Source organism: Streptomyces sp. NPDC020379, from assembly GCF_044387105.1.
Classification (GTDB): Bacteria; Actinomycetota; Actinomycetes; order Streptomycetales; family Streptomycetaceae; genus Streptomyces.
In genome coordinates this window covers 1-12,072 of record NZ_JBIRVR010000011.1, presented here as the reverse complement: position 1 = coordinate 12,072, position 12,072 = coordinate 1, and the positions used below count along the sequence as shown (strand labels likewise).

9 protein-coding genes and 1 pseudogene are annotated in these 12,072 nt (G+C 70.3%); 5 read left to right on the top strand and 5 right to left on the bottom strand.

What is annotated here, in order from left to right; translation table 11 throughout:
- Positions 1–77: 77 nt before the first annotated feature.
- Positions 78–674: a TetR/AcrR family transcriptional regulator gene (locus ACH427_RS16275; protein ID WP_398870121.1), complete on the bottom strand. Its 597-nt coding sequence runs from the start codon at positions 672–674 to the stop codon at positions 78–80.
- Between the two features lie 389 nt (positions 675–1,063).
- Between ACH427_RS16275 and ACH427_RS16270 the strand changes: the two genes are divergently transcribed.
- Positions 1,064–4,333 carry a S41 family peptidase gene (locus tag ACH427_RS16270; RefSeq protein WP_398870120.1) on the top strand — a complete coding sequence of 1,090 codons (3,270 nt, stop codon included), beginning with the start codon at positions 1,064–1,066 and terminating at the stop codon, positions 4,331–4,333.
- A gap of 263 nt (positions 4,334–4,596) precedes the next feature.
- Here the strand turns inward: ACH427_RS16270 and ACH427_RS16265 are convergent, their stop codons facing one another.
- The 3 genes from ACH427_RS16265 to ACH427_RS16255 all read right to left on the bottom strand — a co-directional run bounded on the left by ACH427_RS16265 (position 4,597) and on the right by ACH427_RS16255 (position 7,292).
- On the bottom strand, positions 4,597–4,785 hold the full coding sequence (locus ACH427_RS16265) for a hypothetical protein (RefSeq protein ID WP_398870119.1): 189 nt from the start codon (positions 4,783–4,785) through the stop codon (positions 4,597–4,599).
- Positions 4,786–4,875: 90 nt separating this feature from the next.
- On the bottom strand, positions 4,876–5,763 hold the full coding sequence (locus ACH427_RS16260; protein ID WP_398870118.1) for an SDR family oxidoreductase: 888 nt from the start codon (positions 5,761–5,763) through the stop codon (positions 4,876–4,878).
- The gene (locus ACH427_RS16255) at positions 5,760–7,292 is read right to left on the bottom strand and encodes a flavin-containing monooxygenase (RefSeq protein WP_398870116.1); all 1,533 of its coding nucleotides are present in this window, start codon (positions 7,290–7,292) and stop codon (positions 5,760–5,762) included. The genes ACH427_RS16260 and ACH427_RS16255 overlap by 4 nt, the downstream gene beginning before the upstream one ends.
- Before the next feature lie 157 nt (positions 7,293–7,449).
- On the opposite strand from ACH427_RS16255, the gene ACH427_RS16250 reads away from it, so the two are divergent.
- Complete coding sequence (locus ACH427_RS16250) at positions 7,450–8,190, top strand: MerR family transcriptional regulator (protein WP_398870115.1); 741 nt, start codon at positions 7,450–7,452, stop codon at positions 8,188–8,190.
- Positions 8,191–8,550: 360 nt separating this feature from the next.
- On the opposite strand, the pseudogene ACH427_RS16245 reads toward ACH427_RS16250, so the two are convergent.
- A pseudogene (locus tag ACH427_RS16245) lies at positions 8,551–8,682 on the bottom strand (exodeoxyribonuclease III); the annotation flags it as partial.
- Positions 8,683–8,757: 75 nt separating this feature from the next.
- Here ACH427_RS16245 and ACH427_RS16240 point away from each other — a divergent pair.
- From ACH427_RS16240 to ACH427_RS16230, 3 genes are all read left to right on the top strand, one after another.
- A complete protein-coding gene (locus ACH427_RS16240; protein ID WP_398870114.1) occupies positions 8,758–10,314 on the top strand; it encodes a recombinase family protein in 1,557 nt (518 codons plus the stop codon).
- Positions 10,315–10,338: 24 nt separating this feature from the next.
- On the top strand, positions 10,339–11,022 hold the full coding sequence (locus tag ACH427_RS16235; protein WP_398870113.1) for a hypothetical protein: 684 nt from the start codon (positions 10,339–10,341) through the stop codon (positions 11,020–11,022).
- A gap of 563 nt (positions 11,023–11,585) precedes the next feature.
- Positions 11,586–12,072, top strand: a 487-nt coding sequence (locus ACH427_RS16230; protein WP_398870112.1) for a recombinase family protein, incomplete at its 3' end; no start/stop codon positions are given.

Below are 12,072 nucleotides of genomic sequence, written 5' to 3'. Positions count from 1 at the left end.
GTCGAGATGGGGCGGAACAGGGCGTGAGGTATCGGCCCGACGACGAGAGCGGCGCGTCAGGTGAGAGGTGGTGGGGATCAGAGGCCGAGTGCGGGGACCATCACGGCGTCGATGTAGTCGGCCAGATACACGCAGTCCGGCGTCCGGCCCTCGATCAGGGGGCGGGTGACGAACGCGCCGATCATCATGTGCCCGACGTAGTCGAGCGCCGGATTGTCGGCGGCGATCTCCCCCCGCTCGACGCCGCGCCGCATCATCGCGTGGAGCCCCTCGAGCTCGGGCTCGATCAGCAGTTCACGCAGCGCGCGGCGCAGATCGGGGTTGGTGTGGACGGCGTGGCCCAGCCCCCGCATGAGGGCCGCGTCCTTCTCCATCTGCGCGTCGTCGGCGACGCACAGCATGGCCTGGAGGTCACCGCGCACGGTGCCGGTGTCGATGGCCGACACCTCGACCGGCTTCTGGTGCCGCAGCGCGCTCGCGACCAGCTCGGGCTTGCCCCTCCACTGGCGGTAGAGGGTCGCCTTGCTGGAGCGCGTACGGGCCGCCACGGCGTCCATGGTGAGGGCGTCGTAGCCGACCTCACGCAGGATCTCCAGGACGGCGCCGTAGAGCTCGCCTTCGCGTTCGGGCGTCAGCCGGGTGCGGCGCTGCGCCGTCGGCTCGGGTCTGTCCATCGGCTCGCGTCACTCCCTCCGGGCTCACGTGGGTGTCCGACTCGCGGATACGTAAGCCGCCCCGGTCCCGGGCGTGCCGGAACGAAACGGTTTCGTACACCACGAGCGTACGTGCCGCCTCATCGAAACGACGTCGTTTCGATGGTGTTCTCCGTCACTCCGGGCGCGTGCGTGTCCTCGGACTTCCCCGGCCACCGCCCGGGGCCCGCGGATGAGCGGCTGCGGTCCGCGTATATCGGCCCGTCCGGCGATCGAGGACGACGCGCGAAGCGTGCCGAGGGGCCCGGGGCGCGGCCCCGAGGCGGCGCGGCCCCTCCGGCGAAGCCGCCGGCGGGCACCGTGTCCCGGACCGAGTTGCCGTGGCCTCCCGGGGCCGAAACGATGAGGAGGTGAGTGATGCGTATCTGCGGTTCCCTCATCTGCACGGAGATCTGCTCTGCTTCACGGCCGAGGACGACCTCTGGATCGCCCCCCTCGGCGCCGACGGCGCGCGGGACGCCGCCCGCGCCTGGCGGCTGACCGTCGACCGGACCCGGGTCGGGCACCCCCGCTTCTCCCCCGACGGCCGGCACATCGCCTTCACGACCTGGCGCAGCCTCGACCCCGAGATCCACCTGGCGCCCGTGGCCGGCGGGCCCGCGCGGCGGCTCACCTACTGGGGCAGCGGCGACGCGCGCGTCTGCGGCTGGGCGCCCCCCGACCAGGACGGCCGGTGCGACATCCTCGCCGTCTCCTCGCACGGCCAGCCCTTCTCCTATTTCTCCTGGGCCTACCGGCTGCCCACCGACGGCAGCCCCGGCGGACGGCTGCCATGGGGGCCCGCCTCGGACATCGCGATCGGCGGGGCCGGGCAGCGCACGCTGCTGCTGACGGGCAAGCCACCGCACGAGCCCGCCGCCTGGAAGCGCTACCGCGGCGGTGCCACGGGACGGCTGTGGCTGCACGGCACCCGACTGGTGCCCGACCTGCGCGGCCACCTGGACTCGCCGATGTTCGTCGGCGACCGCGTCGCCTTCCTCTCCGACCACGAGGGCGTCGGCAACCTCTACTCCTGCCTGCCCGACGGCACCGGGCTGCGCCGCCACACCGACCACGCCGACTTCTACGCCCGGCACGCCGCCACCGACGGCTCGCGCGTCGTCTACCAGTGCGCGGGCGAGCTGTGGCTGGTGGACGACCTCGGCCCGGAGGGCGTCCCGCGCAAGCTGGCGGTGCGCTTGGGCGGGCCGCGGGCCGGGCGGCGGCCGTACCAGGTGCAGGCCGCCAGCAATGTCGAGGCGCTCGCCGTGGACACCACCGGCCGCGCCAGCGCCGTCGAGGTCCGCGGCAGCCTCTACTGGCTGACGCACCGCGACGGCCCGGCGCGGACCATCGCCGACACCCCGGGCGTGCGGGTCCGGCTGCCGGAGATGCTCGGCTCGACCGGCCAGGTCGCCTATGTCACCGATGCCGAGGGCGAGGACGCGATCGAGATCGCCCAGCTCCCGCGCGCCGCCGGCCCCGCCGAGCCGCGGCGGCTGGCGGCGGGCCGGATCGGCCGGGTGCACGAGCTGATCGCCTCCCCCGACGGCGAGCGGCTGGCCGTGGCCGCGCACGACGGGCGGCTGCTGCTGGTGGACGTCCCGGCCGAGGACGCCCCGGAACGGCAGGGCGAGGTACTCGAACTCGTCCGGTCCGCCAACGGCCCCGTCCGCGACCTGGCCTTCTCCCCCGACTCCGCGTGGCTGACCTGGTCGCACCCCGGCGTCGGCCGCTCGCTGCGCCAGATCAGGATCGCCAGGCTCTCCGACCGGACCGTCGTCGACGTCACCAACGGCCGCTTCGAGGACGAGCAGCCCGTCTTCACCCGCGACGGCCGCTATCTGGCCTTCCTGTCGTGGCGCGGCTTCGACCCGGTCTACGACGTGCACACCGGCGACCTCTCCTTCCCGCTGGGCTGCCGCCCCTATCTGGTGCCGCTGTCCTCGGCGACGCCCTCGCCCTTCGCGCTGACGACGGAGGGCAGGCCCGCGGCCGGCGGGCTCGACTCCGACGACAACGGCGGCAGCGGCGACGGCTCGACGCTCATCGAGGTGGAGGGGCTGGAGAGCCGGGTGACGCCCTTCCCGGTCGCGGCGTCGAAGTATTCCGCGCTCAACCCGGTCAGCGGCGGCGGCCTGGTGTGGCTGCGCTGGCCGATCTCCGGCGCCCTCGGCGAGACCTTCGCCAACCCCGCCGACACCTCGGGCCGCCCCACGCTCGAACACTTCGACCTGGCCAAGGCCAAGCGCACCGAACTCACCAGCTCCCTCGACTGGTTCGCGGTCAGCGGCGACGGCACCCGCCTGGTCGTCAACGACGAGGGCGAGCTGCGGGCCGTGCCCTCGGGGGACGTCGGCGACCCCGACTCGACCGTCTATATCGACATGCGGCGCATCCTGCACGACGTGGACCCGGCGGCCGAGTGGCGGCAGGCGTACGAGGAGGCGGGCCGGATCGTCCGCGCGTACTTCTGGGAACCGAAGATGTGCGGCATCGACTGGGACGCGGTCCTCGACCAGTACCGCCCGCTCGTCGAACGCGTCGCCACCCCCGACGAGTTCGCCGACCTGCTGCGCGAGCTCCTCGGCGAGCTGGGCACCTCGCACGCCTACGTGGTCCCCGCCCGCCGCAACGAGGGCCCGCCGCACTACCAGCGCGCCATCGGCCTGCTCGGCGCCAACCTCGTGCACGACAAGGACGGCTCCTGGACCGTCCGGCGCATCCTGCCCGGCGACTCCTCCGACTCCAAGGCCCGCTCCCCGCTGGCCGGTTCCGGCATCCGGGAGGGCTCGGCGCTCACCCACGTCGACGGGCGGCCCGTGGACCCGGTGGCGGGCCCGTACCCGCTGCTGGCGGCGGCCGGCGGCACCACCGTCGAGCTGACCTTCCGGCCCGCCGAGGGCGAGGGCCCCGCCCGCCGGGTCGCCGTCGTGCCGCTCGTCGACGAGCGGCCCCTGCGCTACCAGGACTGGGTGGCCAAGCGGCGCGCGGTCGTGCGCGAACTCAGCGGCGGCAAGTGCGGCTACCTCCACATCCCCGACATGGGCGGCTCCGGCTGGGCGCAGTTCAACCGCGACCTGCGGATGGAGATGTCCCGCCCGGCGCTCATCGTCGACGTCCGCGGCAACGCGGGCGGCAACATCAGCGAGCTGGTCGTGGAGAAGCTGACCCGCACCATCGTCGGCTGGGACCTCACACGCGACGCCCAGCCCGTCTCGTACGCGAGCAACGCGCCCCGCGGCCCGGTCGTCGCCATCGCCGACGAAATGACCTCATCCGACGGCGACATGATCACCGCCGCCTTCAAGCTCCAGGGCATCGGCCCGGTCGTGGGCCTGCGCACCTGGGGCGGCGTCGTCGGCATGACCGGCCGCCACCGCCTCGGCGACGGCTCGGCGATCACCGTCCCGATGAACGCGGCCTGGTTCGACGCGTACGGCTGGGGCATCGAGAACCACGGCGTGGAACCGGACATCGAGATCGACCGCACCCCGCTGGACTGGGCGGAGGGCCGCCACAAGCAGATGGACGACGCGGTGCGGCTGGCTCTCGACCTGCTGGAACGCCATGGCTGCGCGGAGCCGCCGGATTATTCGGGAGCGCCGGATCTGCGACGGCCTGATCTTCCGCCGCGGTAGGGGGGGCGGGGTGCGCCTGCGGCGGGCTTTTCCCCAGCCCCGCCCCTTCCCGAACGCCGGACGGGCTGAATGTGCTGGCTACGGTCCGCACAATTCAGCCCGTCCGGCGTTTGAGGACGCGCCCGAAGGGCGCTGGGGGTCCGGGGGTCTCCCCGGTTTCGGGAAGGGGCGGGGTAGGGGAACAAAGCCCGCCGCAGGCGAGAAAGGCGAAAGCGAGCCCCAGGGGCGAACCCCTGGAACCCGCCTCGCCGAGCGCGCAGCGGTCAGGTGCGGTCATCCAGATCGTCCTGGATGTCGTCGAAGGACTGCTGGCCCTGCTGCCTGGCCTGCTCCGCCCGCTGACGCAGTTGCTCCTGCTCGCTCTGCCCCCGCTGCCGCGCAGCGTCCTGCTTGCCCTGCATCTTCTGCTTCGCCTGCTGCGCCTTCTCCTGCATCTCGTCCTTGATGCCCATGCTGTTCACTCCTCGTGGGGGGTGTGGGAGGGCGTCGATCCGCCCCCGGAACAGCGTGGCACGCCCCCTCACGCGCCGCATATCGTACGACTACCCTCCGCTACGGCCCGCGCGGGCCTTCTCGTCGGCCGCGCCCCCGGCGCCCACAAGTCCCTGGCGCGGCAGGGGAGTCCGCTCTCCGAGGCGGCGCAGCTCGCGGGAGGCGAACGTCGCGATCAGGCCGGGCAGCAGGCCGCGCGCGGGCTGCATGGCGCGCAGCCATCCCTGTGCGTAGATGTGCGCGGAGCGCCGCTCGATGCCCGCGACCAGCCGGTCGACGGCCGGGCCCAGGGGGTGGACGCGGCCCGCGGGCCCGCGCAGCCGTGAGCGCATCTCACGCATCGCCTCGTCCTGGTCGGCGCCGCGCACCATGTCGGTGTCCGTCCAGGTCAGATAGCCGACCCCGACCCGTACGCCGCGGTGGCCGACCTCGGCGCGCAGGCAGTGGGCGTATGCCTCGACGCCCGCTTTCGACGCGCAGTAGGCGGTCATCATCGGCGCCGGGAAGAAGGCGGCCGCGGAGGCGATCTGGAGCAGATAGCCGCGGCTCTCGGCGAGTACGGGCAGGAAGGCGCGGCCGGTGACGGCGCTGCCGACGAGGTTGACCTCGACCACGCGCCGCCAGGCGTCGGGGTCGGAGTCCTCCAGCGGGCCGCCGGTGGCGACCCCGGCGTTGGCCACCACGATGTCGACCTTGCCGAAGCGGGCCTTGACCTCACGGGCCACCGACGTCATGGCCGCGTGGTCGGTGACGTCGGCGTACCAGTGGGCGGCGTCCTCGTGGAGCGAGTCCGCGACGCGGCGCAGCTCGCCCTCCTCCAGGCCCACCAGCGCCACCCGTGCGCCACGGGCCGAGAGCTTGCGGGCCAGTTGGGCGCCGATGCCCCGCGCGGCTCCGGTGACGACGGCGACCTGTCCCTCCAGCGACACGCGGCTCATCGGGCGGCCTCCGCGACGGCGCGGGTGCGGCCTGCGGTGTCGGGGACGCGCAGCACTTGATACTCCATGAGGTCCACCTGACGGGTCACCTTGCGGAATTCGGCGGTGGAGCCGGGCCAGACGGTGGTGTTGCGCCCGGCCGCGTCGAGATACCAGCTGTCGCAGCCGGTGTTCCAGACCGAACGCGCAAGCCGCGCCTGGAGCCTGCGGTTCCAGGCGCCCACCGCGGACGGGCGGGCGTCGAGCGCCGCCTTGTGCGAGGGACCGCCGAGGATCTCCAACTGCCGCAGGTAGTCGATGAGATAGTTCAGGTGCGACTCGATGATGAGGATCATCGAGCTGTTGCCGAGGCCGGTGTTGGGGCCGATGACCATCATGAAGTTGGGGAAGCCGGCGATGGTGGCGCCGCGCAGCGCGGTCATCCCGTCCTTCCACGCCTCGGCGAGCGTACGGCCGTCGGCACCGGTGACCATCCTGCCGATGGGCTGCTCCGTGACCTGGAAGCCGGTGCCGAAGACGATCGCGTCGGCCTCCGCTTCCGTGCCGTCGGCGGCGACCAGCGTGGAACCGCGCACCTCGGCGAGCCCGGACGTCACCACGTCCACATTGGGGCGGGTGAGCGCGGGGTAGTAGTCGTTGGAGAGCAGGATGCGCTTGCAGCCGATGCGGTAACGGGGGGTCAGGGCGTCCCGCAGCGCCGGGTCCTTGACGGCCTTGCGCAGGTGGGAGGCCGCGAGCCGCTCCACGAAGCGGAGTTCGGAGGGCCACTTGGTGAACAGGCCGACCTGTAGCTCCCTTATCCCCCACAGCGCTCCGCGGCGCAGCACGCGGCTGGCGGGCACCTTGGCGTGCAGCCACCGCTCGGCCCCGCTGATCCTGCGGTCGGCGCGCGGCACGACCCAGGCCGGGGTGCGCTGGAAGAGCGTCAGCCGCCGTACGTCCGGCTGGATCTCGGGCACGATCTGAATGGCCGAGGCGCCCGTGCCGACCACGGCGACGCGCTTGCCCCGCAGGTCGTAGTCGTGGTCCCAGCGGGCGGAGTGGAAGACCTTGCCAGGGAAGGTGTCCAGGCCCGGCACGTCCGGGATCCGCGGCTCGGAGAGCGGGCCGGCCGCGGAGACCACGACGTCGGCGGTGAGCGGACCGGAGGCGGTGTCGAGCTCCCACAGCAGGCGGCCGGTGTCCCAGCGCATGCTCCGCACCTCGGAGTCGAAGCGCAGATGGGGCCGGATGCCGAAGGTGTCGGTGACCCGCTCCAGATAGGCGCGGATGTGGGGCTGGCCGGAGAAGTTGCGCGGCCAGGCGGGGTTGGGGGCGAAGGAGAAGGAGTAGAGGTGGGAGGGCACGTCACAGGCGCAGCCGGGGTAGGTGTTGTCCCGCCAGGTGCCGCCGACGGAACCGGCGCGCTCCAGGACCACGAAGTCGGTGATGCCCTCGCGGCGGAGCCGCACCGCCGCACCCAACCCGCCGAATCCGGACCCGATCACCGCCACCCGTACGTGTTCGCGCTGGCGCTCGTGCTCGGCCATGCCGCCGCCTCCCCAAGCCGCTCCATCGCGCCAGCGTTCACTGGCGCAGTCGTGAGCGTAAGGTAGCGGCCCGCGTGAGCGATAGGGGTGCGTGGCAAGGAAGTTACCGACGGTCGCACCTCCGGAAATCCGGGCCTGGAGCGCTTAGGCTGCCCGCGTGACCACGGACGACAGCGCGCAGCGCGAATACCGCACGGCGGAGCTCGCCGAGGCCGCCGGCATCACCGTACGCACCCTGCGCTTCTACCGCGAGAAGAAACTCGTCCCCGCGCCGCGCCGCGAGGGCCGCATCGCGTGGTACGGCCCGCACCACCTCGCGCGGCTGCGCACGATCGGCGCCCTGCTGGAGCGGGGCCACACCCTCGGCGGGATAGCGGAGCTGCTCACCGCCTTCGAGCACGGCCGCCACGCCGGTGAACTCCCGGGCCTGGGCGGCGCGCTGGGCACGCCGTGGTCCGAGGAGACCCCCGTACGGCTCACGCCCGAGGAACTCGCGGGCCGCTTCGAGGGCGAGGTCACCCCGGAGAACCTCGCGGCCTCCCTCGACATCGGCTATCTCAGCGTCGACGGCGACGAACTCGTCCACGTCAGCCGCCGCCTCCTCGACGCCTCCACGGCCCTGATCCGCCATGGCGTCCCCCTCTCCGCGATCCTCGCCGCCGGCCGCGAGGTCCGCGCCCACGCGGACGCACTCGCCGAGACGTTCACGGCCCTGATCCGGACCCATGTCCTCGCCGGGGCGCCCCCGGGCGACACCGCCCGGGTGACGGAGGCCCTGGACCGCCTCCGCCCGATCGCCAAGGCGGTGGTGGAGGCGGAGGTCTCCCTGGCGATGGACCGGGGGGTACGGGCGGAATTGGCGGGGTGGGCGGCGGAGACGGCTGAGGGGTGCGGGTGAGTGGCTGCCCCGGACTCCGTCCGGGGGGTGCCCCCGGCGGCGGGCCTGTTCCCCAGCCCCGCCCAGCCAGCCCCGGTCTGCGGCGCGAGCACAGAAACACTCACCGTCCCGCGTGTGGACCGGTCACTGCCGGAAGACCTCTTCCACAACAATCCGCGGGTCCTCGGCCCGCCGCGCGAACGTGTACCTCAACCAGCCGTGCCCGGTGTCGAAGTGCGGCATGCGAGGACCCTTCGGATCGCCGGCCCTGGCGGGTTCGGCAGACATGTCGTGAGCGAGGGCGCAGAAGGTGAATCGAGCTGAGCCCCGTCCGCGCACCGCCCCCCATGGCGCACGGCGCGGGCGCACCCTCTCGCCGGGCTAGAGCCCGTACACCGCCGTGACAGGCGCATGGTCCGACCACCGAAGATCATGGCTCGCGGCCCGCTCCACCACAGCCTTCAACGCCCGCTCCGCCAGCCCCGGCGTCGCCACGTGATAGTCGATCCGCCACCGCATCGAGCCGGATTTACCAACCAGGGACTTCCGGCCCATGCCGTGGCCATGGCCAGCGTGGAGCATGATCACATGATCAAGATCGACAGTCCGGCGAAGGTGCGCGCCGTCGTTGGGGCCCGAGTCTCTGAGATGAAGGGCAAGGGGAAGGTCTCCCACAAGGTTCAGTGGGAGTCGGGCGAGCGCCACGCCCTGGAGGCGGGGTGGGAAGTCGTCGGCGAGTTCCAAGACCTCGACGTGTCCGCCACGATCAGCCCTTGGGACCGCCCCGACCTCGGGCCGTGGCTCAAGGAGCGCTCTCACGAGTGGGACGCCATGATCTTCGCCAAGGTGGATCGCGCCTTCCGTTCGGCCAAAGACTGTGCCGATGTTGCCCACTGGGCCGAACAGGAACGGAAGATCCTGGTCTTCACTGACGACGGCATCACCCTGGACTTCCAGGGGGACGCGGACAGCTTCGCCACGATGATGGCCAAGGTCTTCCTGATGCTGGCCTCCCTCTTCGCAGAGATGGAGCTACGGCGCATCAAGAACCGGACGAGCGGAGCGCACAGGTACCTGCGAACCCGCGATCGTTGGGCTGGCGGCCAGCCCCCCTACGGCTTCCAGGTAGTTCCGCACCCCGAGGGCGGAAAGAAACTGGCAATCGACCCCGTGTCGTCAGCCGTGGTCCGAGCAATGGGAAAGCTACTGCTCGACGGCAAGAGCCTGTGGGAGATTGCCGACACTCTCACGAAGGTGTGGGCCCCCGCTCCCGCAACGCATGTTTATGAGAACCAGGGGCCAGACTCTCGGAGCAAGCGAAAGACTCCGCCGCGCAACGAATGGAATCAATCCAGCATCGGCAAGATAATGCGCTCCGAGGCGACGCAAGGGTTCAAGCTCGCCGGGCGAAGCATTAAGACGCGACGGGTAGCCAGAGGTGAGGACGGTAAGCCGATCCGCATCGCGGACCCGATCTTCACCCCGGAAGAATGGACACAGATTCAGGTGGCCCTGGACAAGCGCTCCCGCACTAAGGAGCGTTCGCATAATGCCGCGCCCCTGCTGGGCATCGTGTATTGCGGAGGATGCCAGGACAGGCTCTATCGAGTGGTCAACACGTCCAAGGGGAAGGAATACGAGTACTACCGATGCGTGCGTAAGACCGGCAAGCCTGCCTGCGCAGGGTTCACCTTCAAAGCCGCGTACGTGGAACGCGTCGTCTATGTCACCGCGATTGATTACCTCGGTGACGTTCCTGTGACGACTCGAAAGTTCATCCCCGGTGAGGACCACTCCGAGGAACTGGCCGTGGTTGTGAAGGGAATGACTGACGTCCGCGCCGAAAAGGACCAGGGGTACTACGACTACCCCGGGGGCGAAGACGAGTACCAGCAGCGCATTCAGGCCCTAGCGGCTCAGCGAAAGATCCTCGCCGCCCTGCCGCAACGTGCGGCGGAGTGGGTCGAGGAACCTACAGGCGAGTATTACGCCGAAGCGTATTACCGAATGGACGATCAGGGCCGACGAGCACTACTGATGGATGCAGGTGTGCGGGTGTACATGAGCCCCGACGGAATCATTCAACACATACCCGAGAACCTGGATGTCAAGGTTCAGGCATTCGGCCACAAGCAGGCTATCTAGCGGTCGATGCGTGGAAAGGAAAGCATGTCTAACACTGTGTACCCGCGCCGGTTCCTCGTGGCTACCCACGACGTCAAGGAGGCGTGGTCCCGGGCCCTCATAAATGAATTTGGCCCCGGCGGCCTGATAGCTGAGCAGGCGCCGAAGTTCCAGCGCCAACACCTTCTCTGGGCCCTTGTGCTGCTCCGGCACGTGAACGGCCGGGACGGTATGACGTTCATCGGAGACGCGAAGGTTGCCGAGTTGCTGGGCTACAACACGAAGGACGTCCCAGGGAAGCAGGCCCGGGACACCCTGACCCGGCTTGTCTTCTTCACACAGCAGGGCAAGCAGGGTCGTGCCGCCCGACTGAGGCTGTCGTTCCCTGTGGCCTTGGAAGGCAAGTACGAGGGGCTTGAGGATGCCGTCATAGGGGAGACCTTGACCACGGCCGACACGAAGCCCGGAAATCCCAGGCAGGCGACCAAGGAAGCGGGGCCCGTGCCGTCCGAGCCGAAGCGGGAGCCTGCCGCACCAGCCCCTCCCCAAGTCAAGGCTGATCGGTGCCCGGTGCACCCCGATGGAGACTGCCCGGACCCCGGCAATCCCTTCGGCAACGACCCCTTCTCGGCGGCGTCGCCGTGGGACTTGCAGAACTGCCGCAGGAACCGGCTTGCTCAAGGGCCCTGGGGACCTCATTCCCCCGCTGGAGCGGGGACTAAGCTGTAAGTAATAAGTTTTGAGCTCTAAGAGCGGAGTAAGGAGCTCTTAGAAGTGAGTTTGAAGAGCTGAGTATGAAGTTGTGAGTAGCCCCTGGGCCAGAAGCCCGGGGGCTTTCTCAGTGCTCATAGCAAGTTGGTCCGTCTTGACTCCTTGGGGGAGTCATCCGGCCCAGGCAATCCATCGGTCCAGGCCATAGCGGGGGACGGCCTGAGCGAGCGGTGGCGACAGAGGAGCCCGCGAGAGCAGAAGAGGCCCTCTCGTGGGGCCCTGTAGGAAGAAAACCCAAACCCGTACAGGGTCCGGGGAAGGCACCCCCGGTGGGTCCTGGCGGGACCGACGCAGGCATTACCCCCAGGGGGAGCGCGCAGGCCGTGCCGACACGGAGGCCGGGACAGGTGCGCGTGGCACAGCGTGAGCGAGCCAGGGTGTCTCAGAAACCATCGTTAATGAGACGCCGGAGGTGAGACGCAGGCGTGTCCGTTTCACCCCTGCTTCACCGTCTCGAAACTCGTCTCAAAAGATTCGTCTCGGATCTATCTTTAGAGACACGTTTATGAGACGTTCTGGTCATGACGACGACCACCGCTACACCTGCCGACCTGACGGAGCGCCATGGCTGCCCGAAGTGCGGTGTCCCTGCTGGTAGCCCCTGCCGTACGTCCACGGGCAGGGTGGCCGTGAACTACCACACGGGCCGCTTCACTCTGGTGCCCGCGCTCAAGGCGGAACTGGCCGTGAAGACTCCAGCGGACCGCAACCCCGGGAAGCCGTGGGTGGAGGGTGAGGCCGTGCCGGAGGCGAGCGAGGCGACGCCGGGCGCAGCGATCCGGATCGGATACGCCCGCTGCTCCACGGTCGGCCAGGAGCTCCAGAGTCAGTTGGACGTGCTGTCGGGTGCTCAGTGCACCCGCGTCTTCTCGGAGAAGATCAGCACCCGCGTCAAGGAACGTCCGGAACTGGAGAAGGCCCTGACGCTGGCACGGGAGATCAAGACCGCTGCCCCCGGTCAGCCGGTCGCCCTGACTGTGGTGGAGATGAAGCGTCTTGCCCGCAGTG

What these genes read in the sequence shown, in the direction of transcription:
- ACH427_RS16275 (WP_398870121.1), bottom strand. Translation starts at nt 674, where the DNA reads ATGGACAGACCCGAGCCGACGGCGCAGCGCCGCACCCGGCTGACGCCC.
- ACH427_RS16265 (WP_398870119.1), bottom strand. Translation starts at nt 4,785, where the DNA reads ATGGGCATCAAGGACGAGATGCAGGAGAAGGCGCAGCAGGCGAAGCAG.
- ACH427_RS16260 (WP_398870118.1), bottom strand. Translation starts at nt 5,763, where the DNA reads ATGAGCCGCGTGTCGCTGGAGGGACAGGTCGCCGTCGTCACCGGAGCC.
- ACH427_RS16255 (WP_398870116.1), bottom strand. Translation starts at nt 7,292, where the DNA reads ATGGCCGAGCACGAGCGCCAGCGCGAACACGTACGGGTGGCGGTGATC.
- ACH427_RS16240 (WP_398870114.1), top strand. Translation starts at nt 8,758, where the DNA reads ATGATCAAGATCGACAGTCCGGCGAAGGTGCGCGCCGTCGTTGGGGCC.
- ACH427_RS16235 (WP_398870113.1), top strand. Translation starts at nt 10,339, where the DNA reads ATGTCTAACACTGTGTACCCGCGCCGGTTCCTCGTGGCTACCCACGAC.